This is a genomic window from Aquimarina callyspongiae (assembly GCF_034322225.1).
Classification (GTDB): Bacteria; Bacteroidota; Bacteroidia; order Flavobacteriales; family Flavobacteriaceae; genus Aquimarina.
The window spans coordinates 202,776-222,139 of sequence record NZ_JAXLPA010000001.1 but is presented as its reverse complement, the minus strand read 5'-3'; the positions used below and the strand labels follow the sequence as shown (position 1 = coordinate 222,139).

At 32.0% G+C, this 19,364-nt stretch carries 14 protein-coding genes; 8 read left to right on the top strand and 6 right to left on the bottom strand.

Annotated elements, in window-relative coordinates:
- The first annotated feature begins 33 nt into the window (after positions 1-33).
- On the top strand, positions 34-1,239 hold the full coding sequence (locus U0D62_RS00945) for a peptidase associated/transthyretin-like domain-containing protein (RefSeq protein WP_322193308.1): 1,206 nt from the start codon (positions 34-36) through the stop codon (positions 1,237-1,239).
- A gap of 21 nt (positions 1,240-1,260) precedes the next feature.
- On the opposite strand, the gene U0D62_RS00940 is transcribed toward U0D62_RS00945, so the two are convergent.
- Entirely contained in the window at positions 1,261-1,644 is a 384-nt protein-coding gene (locus U0D62_RS00940; RefSeq protein ID WP_322193307.1) for a hypothetical protein, read from the bottom strand.
- Positions 1,645-1,755: 111 nt separating this feature from the next.
- Here U0D62_RS00940 and U0D62_RS00935 point away from each other — a divergent pair, with 111 nt between their 5' ends.
- Both U0D62_RS00935 and U0D62_RS00930 read left to right on the top strand, forming a co-directional pair.
- Entirely contained in the window at positions 1,756-2,205 is a 450-nt protein-coding gene (locus U0D62_RS00935; RefSeq protein WP_322193306.1) for an Lrp/AsnC family transcriptional regulator, read from the top strand.
- Between the two features lie 494 nt (positions 2,206-2,699).
- Positions 2,700-4,121 carry a hypothetical protein gene (locus U0D62_RS00930; RefSeq protein ID WP_322193304.1) on the top strand — a complete coding sequence of 474 codons (1,422 nt, stop codon included), beginning with the start codon at positions 2,700-2,702 and terminating at the stop codon, positions 4,119-4,121.
- Between the two features lie 779 nt (positions 4,122-4,900).
- Here U0D62_RS00930 and U0D62_RS00925 read toward each other — a convergent pair.
- Together U0D62_RS00925 and U0D62_RS00920 are read right to left on the bottom strand one after the other, a co-directional pair.
- Positions 4,901-5,665: a DJ-1/PfpI family protein gene (locus U0D62_RS00925; protein ID WP_322193302.1), complete on the bottom strand. Its 765-nt coding sequence runs from the start codon at positions 5,663-5,665 to the stop codon at positions 4,901-4,903.
- Positions 5,666-5,701: 36 nt separating this feature from the next.
- Positions 5,702-6,904 carry an MDR family MFS transporter gene (locus U0D62_RS00920; protein ID WP_322193301.1) on the bottom strand — a complete coding sequence of 401 codons (1,203 nt, stop codon included), beginning with the start codon at positions 6,902-6,904 and terminating at the stop codon, positions 5,702-5,704.
- Between the two features lie 134 nt (positions 6,905-7,038).
- Between U0D62_RS00920 and U0D62_RS00915 the strand changes: the two genes are divergently transcribed.
- The gene (locus U0D62_RS00915) at positions 7,039-7,653 is read left to right on the top strand and encodes a DUF1684 domain-containing protein (protein ID WP_322193300.1); all 615 of its coding nucleotides are present in this window, start codon (positions 7,039-7,041) and stop codon (positions 7,651-7,653) included.
- A 44-nt stretch (positions 7,654-7,697) separates the two neighbouring features.
- On the opposite strand, the gene U0D62_RS00910 is transcribed toward U0D62_RS00915, so the two are convergent.
- A complete protein-coding gene (locus U0D62_RS00910; RefSeq protein WP_322193299.1) occupies positions 7,698-8,789 on the bottom strand; it encodes an outer membrane beta-barrel protein in 1,092 nt (363 codons plus the stop codon).
- A 703-nt stretch (positions 8,790-9,492) separates the two neighbouring features.
- On the opposite strand from U0D62_RS00910, the gene U0D62_RS00905 reads away from it, so the two are divergent.
- Genes U0D62_RS00905 through U0D62_RS00895 form a run of 3 tightly spaced genes read left to right on the top strand, consistent with a single transcriptional unit; the run spans position 9,493 to position 14,848 of the window.
- Entirely contained in the window at positions 9,493-12,507 is a 3,015-nt protein-coding gene (locus U0D62_RS00905; protein WP_322193298.1) for a SusC/RagA family TonB-linked outer membrane protein, read from the top strand.
- Positions 12,508-12,519: 12 nt separating this feature from the next.
- Complete coding sequence (locus tag U0D62_RS00900; protein ID WP_322193297.1) at positions 12,520-14,016, top strand: RagB/SusD family nutrient uptake outer membrane protein; 1,497 nt, start codon at positions 12,520-12,522, stop codon at positions 14,014-14,016.
- A 19-nt stretch (positions 14,017-14,035) separates the two neighbouring features.
- A complete protein-coding gene (locus tag U0D62_RS00895; protein WP_322193295.1) occupies positions 14,036-14,848 on the top strand; it encodes a hypothetical protein in 813 nt (270 codons plus the stop codon).
- Positions 14,849-15,503: 655 nt separating this feature from the next.
- Here the strand turns inward: U0D62_RS00895 and crcB are convergent.
- Positions 15,504-15,869, bottom strand: a complete 366-nt coding sequence (gene crcB, locus U0D62_RS00890; protein ID WP_322193294.1) for a fluoride efflux transporter CrcB — start codon at positions 15,867-15,869, stop codon at positions 15,504-15,506.
- 102 nt (positions 15,870-15,971) lie between these two features.
- Positions 15,972-17,009, bottom strand: a complete 1,038-nt coding sequence (locus U0D62_RS00885) for an SRPBCC family protein (RefSeq protein WP_322193293.1) — start codon at positions 17,007-17,009, stop codon at positions 15,972-15,974.
- Between the two features lie 206 nt (positions 17,010-17,215).
- Here U0D62_RS00885 and U0D62_RS00880 point away from each other — a divergent pair, with 206 nt between their 5' ends.
- Positions 17,216-19,267 (top strand): dipeptidyl-peptidase 3 family protein, encoded by a 2,052-nt coding sequence (locus tag U0D62_RS00880; RefSeq protein WP_322193292.1) that lies wholly within the window; start codon positions 17,216-17,218, stop codon positions 19,265-19,267.
- Positions 19,268-19,364: the final 97 nt, after the last annotated feature.

Below are 19,364 nucleotides of genomic sequence, written 5' to 3'. Positions count from 1 at the left end.
ATGATTTCAAATGCTATCAATAACCTACCTTAAATGAATTATGTAAGAATAAAGCAATTTTTATTTTTAACAGTGTTTTCTTTTTATTTTGGGATATCCCAGACAAAAAAGATAACTGTTATTGATTCACATACAAACCTCCCTATAGAAGGAGTACATACGTTTTATGCTTCCCTACAAGAAGGTAGTTATACAAATGAAGATGGGGTTGTTGATGTTATCCTAAAAGATGAATTACTCACAATTTCTCATCTTAATTATCAGGAGCTGACCTTAACTTTACAAGAAATAAAATCTTCTAATACTCTTTATTTAAAACCAGTTGATGTTGGATTGGATGAAGTAATTGTTAATTCATTTAACCTTAAGAAAGCATTGCAATATGTATTAGAAAACTACTATAATTTATATGTGTCATATAGCACAGAAAAAGAATGTTCTTTTAAAGAAAAGCTTATAGTTGATGGAGAGATACATCGTTTGATTTTGTCAGAACTTAAGTTATGGACAAAAGATGCTGCTTTGAATAATCGCAAACTGGACAAGACCACAAAGTTAAAACTAGGAGCTATTAGTCATAACAAAAATGTACCATTGGCCTTTGATATTAATAATGACGGGATAGCAAACCCAGAAGCAAGTGGCCACATCATCACTAAAAGCTTATTGGCAAATTCATATCTTGATGTTGCAATAGGTGGTTTTTTAAAACATGCCGGTCATATAGAAGAAACGATAGAAAATTCATCATCAGATGTAATAGTGGTTTCTTATACAACAGATTGGAAAAATTTTAATAAAGTAGCAAATAGAACTAAGGGAAAAATAGTTTTTGATAAAAAAACAAAAGCAGTTATAGAGTTTGTTAAGGAGATAGAACTAAGAAATGATATTCTAAGCAAAACATCAGATTTTTCTGGTAAAGAATATCAATATGAAACAAAAAAACAACTAATCAGGCATACATTTGCTAAAGGTCCTAACGGAAAATATAGCTTAAGCAGATTTAGTATAGATGCAGATGTGCTGTTATCTTTTGAAAATAAAAAATATTCAACTCAATTTAAAAATGACCTTTTTGTTCTTAAAGAAACAAAAAAGAGAAAAGTTGATAAACAGGGAATAATAGATTTAGATAAAGCAATTTATAAAGCATTGCCTTCGAATATTATAAATACCAATACAGTAGTTCTCACTTTAGAAGAAAAAGCATTTTTAAAAACAAAAATTAAAAAATAGAGTAAGTCAAGATAATCCGTTTTATAACGTCATCATCCAATTGCGTTGTAGATGCTTAAATTTCTTAAGTTCTCTTCTAAGAATAATTAAAAAATCTTTGCCATTGCTTTCTGTCTGCTCTAAACGTTCGCAATTTTTATATAATCGATTTGTAAGTCGTATTAATGAATTTGCGTGACGTATACGATCATTTTGAAAAACCTGACTCTCAGCTTTAATGATTCTAGGAACCAGATCATCAGATTGTCTAATAATATCACCAGTAAAATAAATATGAGGATTCTCACTCCCATTATTTTGTAATGTAGCAAGGTCTTGAACAAGGTAATTAGAAATACTACGAGATAACGTAAATATTTCAATTGCTTTTTTATACAGTTTTTTATTTCGAGGCTTCCTTTCCATAATTATTATAAATCAAAATTAATGGTATTTTTACTATTTTTACTTTTGAAATTAAAGTCAAATTGTATATTTGCTTTAATAAATTATGTATATTTCTCTTTTTCTTTTAAAATGAAAATAGATTCTATAAACTGGGAAATTTTAAAATGCTTGCAGGAGAATGCAAGATTATCAAACGCCGAAATAGGAAGAGAAGTGGGCCTCAGTTCTCCTGCCGTTGCAGAGCGTATTAAGAAACTAGAGGATTATGGAATCCTAAAAGGATATAAGGCCGAAGTTTCTTATTCTAAAACAGGTTATCAGTTAAAAGCAATTATTACTTTAAGAGCATTTATGGGGCGATTGAAACCTTTTTTATCCAAGGTTTCAGAATTTAGAGAGGTGCTAAATTGTTATCGAATTACTGGTAATGAAAACATAATTATGGAGGTCGTATTACTTGATCAAATGCATCTTCAGGAGTTTATTGATAGATTAATTACATATGGAGAAGTTAAAACCCATATTATACTTTCTGACCTAATAGAAAATAACCCAATTACAAGAGATCAAGTTAAATAAACAATTTTTTTATGGTTTTGGCATAAGATTTGCATTTATTTGTATAAAGATTCATCTGGATCTTGTGTGAGGACATTAGTTGGGAAAAACTAAAGAGAGTACAAGGGAAAGATAAAAACGCCTGGAGTTATTCAGGCGTTTTTTTGTGTAGATTTGAGTAATGTTTTTTAAATTTATAGAAAGAAATATCTTGAAAAGAATTTTCTAAATGTATAATATTCAAAAATAAAAGCCCATGAAAAATAAAAAATGTACCTGTACTTGTTCTAGCTGCATAGAAGGGCAATGTGCAAATTGCTCTTGTGTAGGATGTGAATGTTCAGGATGTAATTGTTAAGCAAAGCTGCATTTCGTTTTTTTTAAATGAAATGCAGTTTTATATTAAACTCTCTATAGCTTTACAATTAAATAGAACGCAACAGTATGTTTTTGTTTTTGGAAACATTTTATATGGCACTTTTTTTGTTGCATATTAGAGATAAATGATACCACACGTGAAATTACAAATACTAAAAAAATACCTTTACTGTTTTGTTCTTTGTCTTACCACAATAGCATATAGTCAAAATACTTTAAAGCTTAAAAAAGGAACTGTAATAGATTCTCTCACAGTTCCATCTACTACTAATAATTACAGTGTTTATGTTCCAAAATCTTTTGATGTAAATAAAAAATGGCCTGTATTATTAGGTTTTGATTCTACAGGTAAAGCTGATCGAATAGCAAAACTATATATGTCTGCCGCAGAAGAATATGGTTATATTATTGCTATTACCAATTTTTCAAAAGAACAAAATGCTAAACAAAAAGCCGAATATGTTCCTGTTTTTATGAATCACATTTTTTCTCTTTTCCCCATTCAAACAGGTAGAGTATATGTGACAGGAATAAAAGATGATGCAAGATTAGCAGGATTACTTCCTGCATTATATCCTAAAGATGTTTTTGGAGTAATTGTTATGGGTGATGGTTATTACTATACCCCTGGTGTAAGATTAGAAAAGAATTTTACTCATATAGGAATTGTTAATACAAAAAACTTTAGGTATCAAAATTTTTTGAATAATAAGAATTATTTAAAACGAAAAACAATTCCCGCAAATGTTTTTGCTTTTGAAGGAAACTCAGAAGTGCCAAAAACAGAAGTTCTTAAAAAAGCATTAGCGATTTTTAATTTACAAGCAATCTTAAAGGGAAGAATACCAAAAGATTCTGTCTGGATTAAAAACCAATATAAAGTAGATTTAAAACAAGTTGATACTTATATACAACAAAGAGAATACATTTCTGCATTTGAAGAGTTAAACCGAATACGATCGATATACCATCACTTTTTTGATACAGATTCTCTTAAAGAGAGGCAAAAAGAAATTAGAAAATCAAATCAATATAGAAGACAAAAGAAACTACAGTCAAAATACTATTATCAAGAAAATGTTTTAAGAGAGAATTATGCATTGTCTATAGATGAAGATGTAGAGGATAAGAATTATGATAATCTTGGGTGGTGGCAGTACCAGGTATCACAACTAGATACGCTTTTTAATAATAAAGAAAAATATGCCAGTTTGATGGCTTATAGGACAAAAGGATATCTTAAGTATTTGGTAGAGAGTCATACAGCAGAATTTTCAGAAAAAGCAGGGGATATTGACAAAAGGATGTTTCTGCATATTCTAAGTACTATTATTGATAAAAAGGATTTTGAATCGTATCGGATGATCATTTCCTTAAGTGCACAAGATCAAGATTACGAGACAGCAATATTTTATTTAGAAAAGCTATTGAAAAATGGGTATAAAGATTATGAAGCACTTTATACTATAGAAGGTACACTTTCTTTAAAATTATCTAAAGATTTCAACAGAATTATAAAAAAACATTTAGGTAAAGCTAAGTATCTCTTCCAAAAATAAGGTTAAAACAATGTTTTTTGTGTATTTAATCGATTTTATTAGTTTTTTATCGTTGTATTTTTTGTCAATACATTTTTTTTACTCTATATTTACACCAGTAAAAAAGACACACTGATGTATCATCCCAATTAACATTTTAAGCTGTGTGACGATACGGTTTTAAAATATTAGTTTGGAATACATCAGGGCCAAATTAAGTGTGAGGACATTAGTCTGAAAGACCCCAGATCTTGAAGCTAAAGAGAGTACGAAGTTTGCCCAATAAAAAAAGCGTTCTGTAAAAGGAGCGCTTTTTTTATGAATAATAAATCTGATCGCATAATTTATATTAAATGTAATATTCAACCTTCGATTAAAGATAAGTAACATCTTATTTTTGTTAAATTTGTGTATTTCATCGATTTTATTTGCTTTTTATCTTATTAATTTTATATATTAGTAACATCATTAAAGGATACTAATGTTTTGTAAGATTGTCGTTTTTGACAATTATGACGATAATAAGATAAGTGATGATTTTTAAAGCATTAGGGTTGAATTAAGTGTGAGGACATTGGTTAAGGACCCCAAATCTATAAACTGAAGAGAGTACCTAATTCGCCCCAAAATAAAAAAGCGTTCTCTACCTAAGAACGCTTTTCTTTTTTTATATTTTAAAGGTCTTATTTAACGTGATTTCGGGATAAGAAAATTTACTTGTCTTCGATACAATCTTCTGTAGAAAATCACTCAATTTGACGACTTTTTATCATTTAATAACTATCCCAAATTCAAGTTGTTTACTTTTGGTTTGAGATAATAAGGTGAGGTACATTATCCAGGTTCCAATCAATTACTAATCCTTTAGCAAGAGATCTAGCAATTTCTGCTCCATAGAGATGTTCACATAAGTATAAGGCAGCTTCAAAACTTTTAGCACCACCAGCAGAAGTAATATATTTTTCATCATGAACAAATAATACTTCTTTACGAATATCTAAATCCGGAAACATCTCACGCATTTTATCTATGTCACTAGGAAATGTGGTAGATACTTTATTCTCTAGAACTCCTGCTTTTGCAAGTACAAATGCCCCATCACAATGAGATGTCATAAATAAAGCAGTTTTATCAACGTTTTTTACAAAGTTAATCATAGGCATATCTTCCAGGTCAGTGTCCAGATGATGTTCTGCACTTGGTATTACTAAAATATCAATTCGAGGTAATGAATCTTTACTATAGTTAAAATCAGGTATTATTTTTACTCCTTCAAAAGTTGTAATAGGTTCATCGGTATTAGCTACCGTAAATACATTCATCTGTTTAATGTTTTTACGGTATTGCGTGTGTTGAAAAATATCAAAGGGAGCTGTGAATTCTGTATTATAAGTGCCGTCCATAATAAGAAAAGCTACATTATACCTGTTGGATTCTAGCTTGGGAAATTTCTTTTTTTCTGTCGTAATAGCGGTATTAGTCTCAGAAAATGATTCCTTATCTTTCTTTAGGTTATTGCAATTAAAAAATAGTATAGTGGTAATAACAAACAGTATTTTTTTCATTAACTATAATTTTTAGTTTAATAGATTTTGAACCTCTTACTCGCGATTGATTTTCTTTTTTACTACCCATAATAAAATTATTCCTAAAACGGCAATAAAAGTCATAATTAGCCAACTCATATCATATCCAAAGTTAGCGATTAATTGCATTCCTGAGTTGTGACCAAAAATATGAGCAACAGAAAATGACATGCTATACAAGCCCATATACGAACCTTGTCTTCCTTTTTTTGCTCTATCCAGTGCAAGAGCATTCCCAAAGGGGAAAGCAATCATTTCACCAGCGGTGGCTATTATCATGCCAATTACAAGAATACCCGCCCACGGAGTTATAAGTAAGATTGCAAAACTTATCCCGGTAAGTATAAAACCATTAATGACATGAGCAATTTTGGAGATACTTATTTTTTCTAAATACGCTATTAAAGGCATTTCAAAAAGAAAAATCAATACTCCATTTAGTGCCAACAATAACCCTATTTGTTTCTTAGATAGATAATGTATTTCGTCATAATATAAAGGGAGTGTAGAAAAGTATTGGACAAAAATAAAACCAAATAAGGTTAATGCTATCAAAAATAAAATATAAGTATAATCTTTATACGGAGAGATCGGATTTTCTACGGGAATCTCTTTATCAAGCTCTCGGGCTTTTTTAGGATGAAGAGTTCGCATCATAACTACTCCAGCTATAATACACGTGATTCCGTCTATCCAAAATAAACCATAATACCCTGCAGAGGCAATGATTAAACCACCTAATGCTGGTCCAGCAGCAAAACCAAGGTTAATGGCAAGTCTGATAAAAGTTAAAGAACGAGTTTTATTTTCCGGTTTACTATAAGCACTTAGTGCCACAAAGAAAGCTGGTCTGGCTGCATCTGCAATGGCAATGATTATAAAAAAACCAATACATATGCTCCAGAAGGTAGTGAAATGTTGTATCACTAAAAAAGAAAGCCCTGTTAAGACTAGAGAGCCTAATATTACTTTATAATACCCTATAAGGTCACTTAATTTTCCTCCTAACCAAGCACCAAAGAATGATCCAAGTCCAAAACTGGTCATAACCCAACCGATTTGTGCTTTAGAAAAGCATAGATCGTCATTTAGGTATAAAGATAAAAAAGGAATAACCATGGCTCCAGCTCTATTGATCAATGTGATCAAGGCTAACCACCAAACTTCTCTCGATAAACCAGAAAAAGAGTCAATATAATGAGATAGTAGTTTTTTCAAGATGAAGATTGGATTAGGTTTTGTGATAAAAATCGATAAAAGTAGCACTTTATCTAAAAAAACCGCTTACAATTTCATCAATTTTAACTAGTTTCTTAATTATGGTTTGTACTTTTGCAAAAAACTAGGGGTCAGTGTATAAGTTATCTTTTTTATTCATTTTTTTCTTCGGAAATATAATTGCTCAGGATTCTACAGCAATAAAAAGAGTATTGTCATTTCAAGAAGAACTCAACAAAAAATTTGCAACAGAAGAAACTTCTCCTTTAACTCCTAAAGATCTTGAGAGTTTTGACCGTTTAGAATTTTTTGATATCGATACTACCTTAAGTATTACAGCAAAATTTATTCGTACACCTTTTGAGACTCCTTTTATCATGCAAACGACAACCAATAGAGAACCACTGTATGTTAAATATGGAGAAGCTCATTTTATGGTTGAAAACAAGGAGTGGGTGTTGAATATTTATCAAAATCAAGGGTTAAAAACGCAACCAGAGTATGAGGATTATTTATTTCTTCCTTTTACTGATTTATCAAATGGAAAAACAACATATGCAGGAGGAAGGTTTTTGGATTTAAGAATTCCTGAGGATGAAATCATTATAATTGATTTTAATACCGCCTATAATCCTTATTGTGCATATAACGAACGATACTCTTGTCCAATTCCTCCGATTGAGAATCATTTAGAACTTGAATTACCAGTAGGAGTTAAGGCGTATAATAAATATCCAGAGAATAAGTAAAGCGCACAATAATTGCACGCTTTACTTCTTGAATAAAAAATATATTAAAACTTATAGATTGCTCCTAATACAAAAGAAGAGAGATTACTACTTGTTTCGAGGTCTTTGTTAACAAAAGCATCATCAGATGAGTCTATTCTTAATTCGGGTTTTAATGTTAAATCACCAACATCATAACTTCCCGTTAGTGTTACAGCAATAACATCTACATCATCTATTGCATCTACATCAGTAAATACATTAAAATATTCACCTCTAAGTCCTAATGCAAATTTTTCTGAAGTTTTGTATTGAGGATAAAGAGCTGCTCCATAAAACCCAGAGCCATCCGTATCAGTATATGTTCCGTTAAATCCTAAAAAGAAACTTTCATCTATATCCCACCCTGTAGTAAGATCTGCCTGAAACGTGGGTTCAGATGGTCCTGGAGCGCCTTCATTTCCATATCTAAAATTAAGATAAGCACTTCCATTATCTACGGTATATCCCAATTGTGCTCCTATAATATAAGTATCATGAGGATTGAAATCCGTTAAATCTGTTGGGTTCATAACTGCTAACATTGCAGACCATTTGTCATTAAGAGTAAAATCAGCTCTTATTCCTGTATGAGAAAAAGGTCCGTTAGAGAACATATAAGAAGTAGAGTAATTAAAATTTCCGGTCGGAGAGATTGCCTCATACCCTAAATAGGTATTGAAATTACCAAAAGTTAATTTCACTTTTTTACTTACCTTCCAGTATACATATAATTGATTCACAATACTGGCAGATTCTGAACCTGAATTGTTTCCAACAGCGTCTGTACCTCTTGGTCCATATACAAGATCTGCTACAAACCCTACTTTTTCACCTTCATACCCCAATATAAGATTAGCCATACCCAACGCAAAACCAGGTTTATCTGCAAAAGAGGTGCCTGGAGCTGCAAAAATATTTTCTCCATCTACATCTACACCAGTCGCTTGATTAGAGGCATCGATATTGTATCTGTAGTATCCGTCTATGGATCCATGTATGGAAAAGTTATCGAACCATTTTTCTTCTTCTTCTTGAGCCATTGTGGTGAGGCTGATAAAAGCCAAGGCAACAAGACAAACTTTTTTTAAAAGATTTGTTTTGGTTTTTGTTTTCATAATAAAAATTAATTGTTAATAGTTTTTAATTGGTGAAGCAAAACTATATTAAACAATTTTAACCCTATTATAAATAGGGTATATGTGTTAATTTTTATTATTTTATTATTTTATACCCTATAAAAATTAGGGTATAATTTTTATTTTATCACTTTTTAGGAAATTAAAAATGGGTTATTTGGGGTTTTTGATAAAAAACTAAAAATATTAGGAAGAGGTATGAAACAAATTATGGTTAGAAACGTATTAAAAATGAAAATAAAGAGCCCTATAAAATGGTAAAAGATTAAGATAAGATTAATTTGTTTTACAAAGTAAGAAAAACACTACAAATTTTAACATAATATTTAGTTCTTATAATGAAATCTTAAATTAATTAACATTTGAAAATTTTGATCAGAATGAGGTCATTAATTTAATTATGGTTTTTATTGAAAGATGTTAAAAATGTGGTTGTAGATGATGTATTTTTATTTGGTTTTTTGTTAAAAAACAAGAAATAAAAAGTTTAACAAAATTTTATTTGAAAGATAATTTTTTTTACACCCCACCAGAGAGTGTTAAAATTGAAAATGCACTTAAACGTGTTTTTATATTATTTTATCTGATTATGGTATGATTTTATCTGATATCTTCATCATTGTTTGAATTGCCAATAATATATAACAATTTCACAGCTGAAATAATTATGTAAATATTAGGTATGAGAACAAAAATTGTTAATTTATCAGTGCTATTACTGATGCTTGTGACACATTTTAGTTATGCACAAGAAAGAACCATTTCTGGTAATGTATCCGCAGCTTTGGATAATATGCCATTGCCAGGAGTTAATGTTGTTATTAAAAATACAACAAATGGGGTCCAAACAGATTTTGATGGTAATTATACTATTAAAGCATCTAAAGGACAGATTATCGTATTTTCATTCTTAGGAATGCAAGATACTGAGGTGATTATAGGCGATAATACAACAATCAATGTAGCGTTAGAAGAAGATGTTGCTGCCTTAGAAGAAGTTGTTATTGAAGGGTATCGAACCAGGCCTAAAACGAAGTCAGTAATATCGGCGGTAACGGTTAGTGCTGAATCTCTTGAAAACAGGCCTAATGCTAGTACTATTCAAAGCCTTTCAGGTCAGGTTGCTGGATTGGATATCTCTACGGCGAGTGGACAACCTGGAGCAAATTCTTTAGTGCAGATAAGAGGTGTCAGTTCGATAAACGGAAACACAGAACCATTATTTTTAATGGACGGAATTCCTATTAATGAGGATAACTTTAGAAGTTTAAACCCTAATGACATCGCTTCTATATCCGTTATTAAGGATGCTGCTGGTACTGCAATTTTTGGTAGTAGAGGAGCTAATGGTGTGATCGTTATAAAAACTAAAAGAGGATCTAAAGGTTCTGGTTTAAAAGTTAAATATACCGGTACTCAAAGTTTTGCAACATTGCAAGGACAAGATTATAATCTATTGTCTACTCCAGAATATTTACGATTAGAGCGTGAAAGAGGAGTTGGAAGAGGAGGCACAGGTGGTGCTAATGGTGGACCATTGACTGATGCTGAGATTGCAGCACAACCAGAAACAGATTGGTTAGATTTCTTTTTAAGAACTGCTAGAACAGTAAGTCATAATGTATCCTTTACTCAAGGTGGAGAGAATACATCATCATTTACTTCATTAGGATATTTTGATCAAGAAGGTATATTAAGAAATACTGGGTTAAAACGTTTTAACTTAAGAAATAATATAAATGGTACTTCTCAAAACGGAAAATTTAATTATGCGTCTAGTTTTACTGCCAATTATTCTAAAAGTGATCTTGCTGGTGATGTAGGAAGTACAGCGGTAAACAGAAACCCATTCTATGGTGCTAACTCTTCATTGCCGTACTTTACTCCAGAAGATTACCCAGGAGGAGCTGTTTTGGCACAAGATTTTCAATTAGCGTTTACTCCTTTATATATTATAGATAGGTTAAGAACCTATGATCTGTTAGAAGAAGAAGTTAAAATTATTGCTGGATTTTCAGCAGATTATGAGATACTTGAAAACTTAACGGCTAAGATCAATGTTGGTGGGGATTATGAAAGTATTACATTCTTCCAATCTGAAGGGCCAGACTCTAGAAACTCATTACGTTTTGCTCAGAACGGAAATACAACTCCTGGTTTTCAGGATCAACAATCTACTAGAAACTTTTCATTTAATAGTACAACTTCGTTAAACTATAACAAAGTTTTTGGAAGACATACTGTAGATGCTAGTGCTTATATTGATTACTTTAAAGCACACTTCCGTACATTTGGTTTTAGAGCAAATGGTTTAAATCCAAGAACATTTTTCCCAGGAGATGGTAGTGGTTTTGTAGATGATAATGGAGATAATGATTTCTTCGTAGATCAAGCAAATTCTAATAGATTAGATGCTGGACTGTTTTCATATTTCGGTAATGTAGATTATGATTATGATAGTAAATTTGGTGTTTCTGCGACTGTAAGACGTGATGCTTCATATAGATTTGCTACTACAAACAGATGGGGTACTTTTTACTCTGTTGGTGCAAGATGGAATATTTCCAATGAGAATTTTATGGGAGATTCTGTAATCAATGATTTAAAATTAAGAGTTTCTTACGGTACTACAGGTAACCAAAGAATTACTGGTAATACATACTTCTCTGGAGCAGATTTACCATTCTCTTTCTTTGGAACTGGTCAAGGTTACGGAGGTGCAAATGCGATCTTTTCAAATCAAATAGGAGTTAATACTCTAAAATGGGAAGAAGTAACCCAAACTAATATCGGTGTAGATTTTGGGGTATTCAATAGCAGACTTAGAGGTAGTATTGATGTTTATAGAAAAAAGACAGACGATTTATTTCAATCCTTACCTATTTCACTTATAAACGGTCAAGGAGCGGTAAATGCAAATGTTGGAGAATTAACCAATACTGGTGTAGATTGGACGTTAGCTTATGATCTTGTTAAAAACCAAGACCTAAGAGTAACCTTAAACTTTGTAGGTAACTACAATGAAAATGAATTGGCCAACTTACCATCAGAAACTGGAGAGATTTTAGGTATCGGTCGAAATGGAGGAAGAATTAATGAAGTGAAGACAGTGCGTTATGCAGGTGTAAACCCAGCTAATGGTAACTTATTGTTTTTGGATGTAAATGGTAATCTGACTGAAAATCCAGATTTTGATAGAGATGCAGTATGGACAGGAAAAAATAATACACCTGATGCTTCTGGTAATTTTGGATTTGATATCAGCTATAAAGGTTTTTATTTAACTACACAATGGAACTATGTGATCGGAGTTGATAGATTTGATTTTGATTATGCTGGTTTTATAGATAGAGATCTTATCGGTGACTTTCAGTTATCAGGTGATATCCTTAATGCTTGGACTCCAGATAACAGAATTACTGACGTGCCAAGTTTAGATGCTACAAACCTGGATTTTGCTTCAGATAGATTTTTAAGAAGTTCTGATTATCTAAGACTTCGTTTCTTAAACGTAGGATATGTGTTCCCGAAAAAATTCTTGAAAGGAACAGGAATTGACAACTTGAAAATATTTGGAACAGGAGAAAATTTATTTACATTTTCAGAATGGAGAGGGTATGATGCAGAAGCTCGTTTAGGTACAAGAACATATCCGACACCAAGAATATTATCATTTGGAATTGAATTAGGATTATAAAAAAATATAGTAATGAAAACATTAAGATTTATACTAATACTTTGTGTAGGGTTTCTTTCAAGTTGTGAAGATGCCATAGATATAGAACAGGTAGGACGAATCACTCCTGATGTAGCTTTTCAAAGTTTGCAGGATTTGAGAGATGGATTAAGCGGTGTGTATATCGCATATGATGGTACGCCGGATATAGCACTTTCAGCAGTGTTTACTGATGAAGTTTCTATAGGAATAGAAAGTGGTGGACAAGGACTTGTTGATTATACATTTCAATTAGATGCTACATCAACGTCGGCTGATGTCTTTTGGGCAAATGGTTACTTTGAGATCAACAGGGTAAACAGGTTAATAGCCGGAGCAGAGTTTGTAACACCTGAAACTGATGAGCAGGAAGAATATGATAATATATTAGGACAAGTATATGCACTAAGAGCGTATTCTCACTTTAAATTATTATCGTATTATTCTCCTGATCTTACTGATGATAATGCACTAGGTGTTATTGCAGTAGATTTTGTACCAGGAATTGATCAACAATTATTAAGAAATACAAATGCAGAAGTTTTTGCTTTAATTGAATCGGATTTAAATACTGCAGAAAATTTATTGAGTACACAATCTAGTACAACATTTGTATCTCAGGACTTTATAACGGCCTTAAGAGCTAGAATAGCTACATATCGTGGGCAATATACCGCAGCAGCTTCATATGCAAATCAACTTTTAACATCATACCCTATTGCAGATAGAGGACAGTATGTTAGTATGTTTTTAGATACTAATAATACTGAAATCATATTTAAATTTGAACGTGCTGTAGGTGATGCTTATGATGGTCAGGGAGCAACTGGTAGTATAGCTGCCGGTGGATGGGCTGGTGCAAGATTTGCTTTTACCAATGCAACAATTGATGGTGGTCCTTATTTTGAAATGGGAAGATCATTATTTAACTTGCTAGATCCAAGTGATATAAGATTTAATGTAAATATCGCGCCTTCTTCAATAATCTCTCCAGATTATCAAAACGCTGCAGATTTTGCAAACGAAGATGTGTTGGTAATCAGAAAATACCCAGGTTCTGACAATCAGCCATTGATGAACGATCTTAAAATATTCAGATCTTCTGAAATGTTATTAATACTTGCAGAAGCGAGCGCAGATGCTGGAAATATCAATGGTGCTAGTAATTCTACTGCTTCTTATATCAAACAATTAAGAGACGCTAGATTTGGAAGTGATCAGACGTTACCAGTATATGCAAATCAAACAGAAGCTTTTGCTGCTGTTTTGAACGAAAGACGTATTGAGCTTGCCTTTGAGGGGCACAGATATCTTGATTTAAAAAGATTAGGTGAGCGCGCTGGTCAAGGAGTGTTAAAAGATCCGCTAGATTGCGCATTTAATGGAGCTTGTACATTGCCTGCAACTGATCATAGGTTTACATTACCTATTCCGCTTAGAGAGTTAAATGCGAATCCAGGTTTGCGTGCGCAACAAAACCCAGGGTACTAATAAAGAAGAAATAAGAATTATGAAAAAATATTTTTTAATAGCAATGCTAATGACGATTGTTTTATCTTCTTGTGAAGAGGATAAAATAATCTTTGATGGAAGCCAAACATTGGTTGCGTTTTCATCTAATACAGTGGATCTTCCTATTGAGATAGATGCTACTGGATCTGTAGATATTACTGTAAATGTTACTACATTAAGTACATCAGAAAGAACTTTTAATGTAACTGTTGTAGAAGATGAAACAACAGCAGGAGCTTCTTCATACTCTTTTGGATCTATTGTAGTACCAGCAAATGCATATAATGGTACTTTTACAATAAATGGAGTTGATGATAATGTGACTACAACGCCAGAAAAATTAGTTTTAAGAATTAATGAAGGACCAGATTATGTTACAGAAACAGAGAGTTTAACTGTTAATGTTTTTCAGGTTTGTCCGGTTGATGAAGCACTTTTTACAGGAATGTATAGAATAGATGAAATAACACCTTTTTTACCGTTTAGTGGACCGACACTAGATAATGGAGGTATTATTGAAGTTACAGCAGATGGATTAACAAGAGTATTTAATACTGTTAATTTCCCTAATTTCTGTTCTAATCCTATACCTTTTACTTTTAATCTAGTATGTAATGAAACGGTAGTGCCTGTTCAAAATACAAATTGTGCTTGTAATACTGGTACAGATTGGTTTGGACCAAGTACAAGTGGTCATGCTAATTATGATCCTAATGATGATTCTGTATTTGAGGTTACTTTTAGTAATGATGTTCAGAATGATTGTGGTTCAGGTCCTGTACAGACAACCTATAGATTTACTAAACAATAAATAGTAATCAAATTATTTTATAAAAAAGGATAAATTAAAGAATAATGAGATTTAAATCTCATTATTCTTTAATCCTTATCGATATTTAAAAAAAGTTAAAGTTATAAGTTGATGAAGTGTTACTAGAAACAATCTATGTTTTAGGTTGAATTCTTAGTGATGTTTTTCAACCGATAGTCAAAAATTACAAATCTTCACACATAATAAGCATAAAATCATTTAGAAAATGGCATAAAATTTTATGTAATCATAATATAAAAACTATACCTAAGCTAAATGATTAATTCAATAAATATTTATTAGAAGAGAAGCATCTTTGATATGCTAAATATGAATTTGGGAATAACAAATAAATTGTTAAACCAATCGTATGTCATGTCATAGATACGTTAAGATCGATACATATCCATTATAAATGAAATAAATAGAAGAATAAAAATTAATAGTAATCAGAATAAGAGCATTAAATGTTATGTGATTCCATTAAACTTTGTTTTTACAAACATTTTGAGTTAGCCAAATAAGTCTCCTATTTTGAATAATGCACGGCATCCTCTTGTAATGATTGGGTGCTGTGTTTTTTTTGATAATTACTTTGTTATAAATTGACAAAGTAGAAATCTTGTTAGATAAATTAAAGAGAATTTTTGAAGTGTTATTTAACCAGAAACATTCCTAAAAAAACAAAAAGAAACCCCATAACAAAGGATCCAATAGCGTAGATAAAAAAATTGATAAGATCTCCAGACTTAAGTAGCATATGATTTTCATAAGCAAAAGTAGAAAATGTAGTAAAACCTCCACAAAAACCAGTAGCTAATAAAGTAACTGCGTTTTGCGAAATCACATTATTCTTAAGTGCAAGCCCTAGGATAATACCTATAAAAAGACTGCCCAGAATATTAGCAGTAAAAGTTCCGTATGGAATTCCAGAAGAACTACTGTTAAGGTATTTGCTAATTAAATAACGGGCTATACTACCAGTTCCACCACCTATAAAAACGAGAAGAATTTGTTTCATTGATTTGCTTAAAAAAGATTCTTAAAAACCTTTTTAACTATATTGAGTTTGCCCAATTATTAGTTTAATAGAACAAACTCAGTATAGTTTATTTTACTTAAATTATTCTTTTACAGGGATATAAATTTCAGTGATCCATTCGGCAGGATTAGGTTGTAATCCTGGATCTGTTCTGTATACCTCAAAACCGGGAGATTCTGTATTGAGTTCCAGGTTATTTTCTTTAATATATGTAAAACCAGCTTCCCACGCTTCTTTTAAATTGATATAATCTCCTTTAAGAGTGGTTTTAACCACTTTTTGTTTTGGTAATAAATTACATAGTATTTTACTGTCTGGAGGTGTTATAACTTCTTCTCTTGTAGGTATCCCTGTGGCGTATATTGAAGTCCCCTGCTCATTATTAATTTCTGTATATATAGTAAAAGGCATTCCTGTTTGAGGAAGATTGTTTTCATCCATATAAGCTTTTACTGCTGGAAGCATTTGCCCTATTTTAACAGGTATTTCAGCAAACGAAGATACTGTGGCAGTATATATATAATATCCGCCACGATGTTCTGTTACGCCATCTACATTTACAGAATGTTTTTTCATTGCTTCCTGCGTATAAGTATCGAGTTTCTCAAGCCCTTTTTTATACATGGGTCTCAGGTTTTGTGATAGTGTGCTATCTTGTGTAGCCCAAAATGCTTTTTCCATAAAAGATTGAGTGCCTTTCATTCCCCAGGTAACTTTAGTTTTTTTACCTTCAATTTTTTCAAATTTCCAGTATACATCACTAATGCTCTCTCCCATCGGAGTGATAAAGGTTATTTTTTGATCAATACTAGAAAAAGGAGCAGCTTTTAGAGTTTCCATTTTTCCATTTCCCTGGATTTCACTTTTCCAGCTATATGAAGCTCCTTCGCCGCTTGTTTTATTATCATACACCATGATTAGATCATCAGACTCATCCATCCAGGGCCCCCATTTGTCCCAGGTTTTATATTCGTTAATGGTTTCATATAATAATTCATCAGGAGCATTGATTACCCTACTTTCTTCAACTTGAAAATCGCCATCAATGGTCGCAATATAGACACCTCCAGCTAGAACAGCCAGAAGCAGTAAAAAAAATAAATACTTGATTATTTTCATGTTAGTTAGTTTGATTTGTTATGCTAATATAATCAATTTTAACATCCTAATATTTTGTTACATTTGTCGAAACAATTAAACACTCAATTGTGTAATGCGCTGTATAAAGTTTTTTCTTTCTGATAAACATTAGTGGATCAAAAAAGATATAGCAAATTCTACCTGCTAATAAACAGGTATTACATTATTAAACAAAAACTTAACAAATGAAACTTAACAAAGTATTATTTATTATGGCTATTGGTGGTCTATTAATAGCTTGTAAAAAAGATCCAAATATTCAGGATCAGATTAAAGAGAAAGAAGAAAAAGAAGAAATTGTAGAAGAAGAATTTGAATATGAAGTAGAACAATTTGCTGACCTTAAAATCTTGAGATATCAAATTCCAGGATGGGACGACCTTTCATTAAAGGAGCAAAAACTAGTATATTACCTTACTCAAGCTGGTTTAAGCGGAAGAGATATTATGTGGGATCAGAATTATCGACATAACCTAACAATCCGTAAAGCATTGCAAAATATCTATACTTCATATGAAGGAGATAAGAATGTTAAAGGTTGGAAGGAGTTTGAAACGTATTTAAAAAGGGTGTGGTTCTCTAATGGTATTCATCATCATTATAGTAATGATAAGATAAAGCCAGAGTTTGGTAAGGATTATTTTAGTGAGCTATTAGCTGCCACTAGCACTGAGCTTCCTAAAGAAGCATATGAGGTTATTTTTAATGATAAAGATGCAAAAAAAGTAAATCAAGCTAAAGGGGTCGATAATGTAGCGTTATCTGCAGTTAATTTTTATGGTCCTGATGTTACTAATGCAGATGTAGAATCTTTTTATGGAGCGATGAAATCACCAGATAAAGATAAGCCTTTATCTTTTGGGTTAAATTCTCAATTAGTAAAAGAAAATGGAACATTAAAAGAACGTGTTTATAAATCAGGAGGTTTATATGGTGCTGCAATAGATGAAATTATCAAGTGGTTAGAAAAAGCACAAGGAGTAGCAGAAAATAAAGCGCAAGGTGAAGCTTTAGGGTTGTTGATAGAATATTATAAAACAGGTAGTTTACAAACTTGGGATGATTATAATGTTGCTTGGACAGCAGCTACCGAAGGAAATATTGATTATATCAATAGTTTTATCGAAGTGTACAATGATCCGTTAGGATATAGAGGTTCTTATGAAACGATTGTGCAGATCAAGGATTTTGATATGTCTAAAAAAATGGCAGTATTATCTGAAAATGCGCAATGGTTTGAAGATAATTCTCCGTTAATGGATGAGCATAAGAAAAAGAATGTGGTGGGAGTTACTTATAAAGTGGTAACTGTTGCCGGAGAAGCTGGAGATGCTTCACCAAGTACACCGATTGGGGTGAATTTACCTAATGCCAACTGGATTAGAGCAGCTGTAGGTTCTAAATCAGTTTCTTTAGGAAATATTATTAATGCCTATAACAATGCAGGAGGATCAGGTAGACTTAAGGAATTTGTTCATGATGAAGAAGAATATGAATTAGAAGAGAAATATGGGCAATTGGGAGATAAATTACATACCGCACTACACGAGGTAGTAGGACATGCATCTGGGCAGTTAAATCCTGGGGTAGGAGAAACGAAAGAAACTCTTAAAAATTATGCTTCTACAATGGAAGAAGGTCGTGCTGATTTAGTAGGATTGTATTACCTGATGGATCCTAAATTACAAGAACTAGGATTGGTAGGCGATTGGGAAAAAGTAGGGAAAGCAGCTTATGATGGATATATTCGTAATGGGCTAATGACACAATTGATTCGTTTAAACCTTGGAGATGATGTAGAAGAAGCACATATGCGTAACCGTCAATGGGTGAGTGCCTGGGCCTTTGAACAAGGGACTAAGGACAATGTGATCGAAAAGGTGACTAAAGAAGGGAAAACGTATTTTAATATTAATGATTATCAGAAACTACGTGAGATTTTTGGACAATTACTAAGAGAAACTCAACGTATTAAATCTGAAGGAGATTATAAGGCAGCAGAAGCATTAGTAGAAGGATACGGTGTAAAAGTAGATCAAGCTATTCACGCTGAAGTATTAAAACGTAATGAACAATTTACCTCTGCGCCATATAGTGGTTTTGTAAACCCTGTATTAGTTCCTAAAACAGATGATGCTGGAGAAATTGTGAATTTTGAGATATTCCAGCCTAAGACTTTTGCTGAGCAAATGTTATGGTACAGCAAAAACTATAATTTCTTACCAGAGGTGAACTAGGGATTGTTTCAGCAATCTTTGGTTTTCTTATAAAGAAAACCGGTTTAAAATAAAAAAGCTTTCTTATAACATCTTGTTGTAAGAAAGCTTTTTTTGC

Excerpts from the sequence above, each read along its gene's own strand:
- U0D62_RS00945 (WP_322193308.1), top strand. The coding sequence starts at position 34 with ATGAATTATGTAAGAATAAAGCAATTTTTATTTTTAACAGTGTTTTCT.
- U0D62_RS00940 (WP_322193307.1), bottom strand. The coding sequence starts at position 1,644 with ATGGAAAGGAAGCCTCGAAATAAAAAACTGTATAAAAAAGCAATTGAA.
- U0D62_RS00935 (WP_322193306.1), top strand. The coding sequence starts at position 1,756 with ATGAAAATAGATTCTATAAACTGGGAAATTTTAAAATGCTTGCAGGAG.
- U0D62_RS00925 (WP_322193302.1), bottom strand. The coding sequence starts at position 5,665 with ATGAAAAAAATACTGTTTGTTATTACCACTATACTATTTTTTAATTGC.
- U0D62_RS00910 (WP_322193299.1), bottom strand. The coding sequence starts at position 8,789 with ATGAAAACAAAAACCAAAACAAATCTTTTAAAAAAAGTTTGTCTTGTT.
- U0D62_RS00905 (WP_322193298.1), top strand. The coding sequence starts at position 9,493 with ATGAGAACAAAAATTGTTAATTTATCAGTGCTATTACTGATGCTTGTG.
- U0D62_RS00900 (WP_322193297.1), top strand. The coding sequence starts at position 12,520 with ATGAAAACATTAAGATTTATACTAATACTTTGTGTAGGGTTTCTTTCA.
- U0D62_RS00895 (WP_322193295.1), top strand. The coding sequence starts at position 14,036 with ATGAAAAAATATTTTTTAATAGCAATGCTAATGACGATTGTTTTATCT.
- crcB (WP_322193294.1), bottom strand. The coding sequence starts at position 15,869 with ATGAAACAAATTCTTCTCGTTTTTATAGGTGGTGGAACTGGTAGTATA.
- U0D62_RS00885 (WP_322193293.1), bottom strand. The coding sequence starts at position 17,009 with ATGAAAATAATCAAGTATTTATTTTTTTTACTGCTTCTGGCTGTTCTA.
- U0D62_RS00880 (WP_322193292.1), top strand. The coding sequence starts at position 17,216 with ATGAAACTTAACAAAGTATTATTTATTATGGCTATTGGTGGTCTATTA.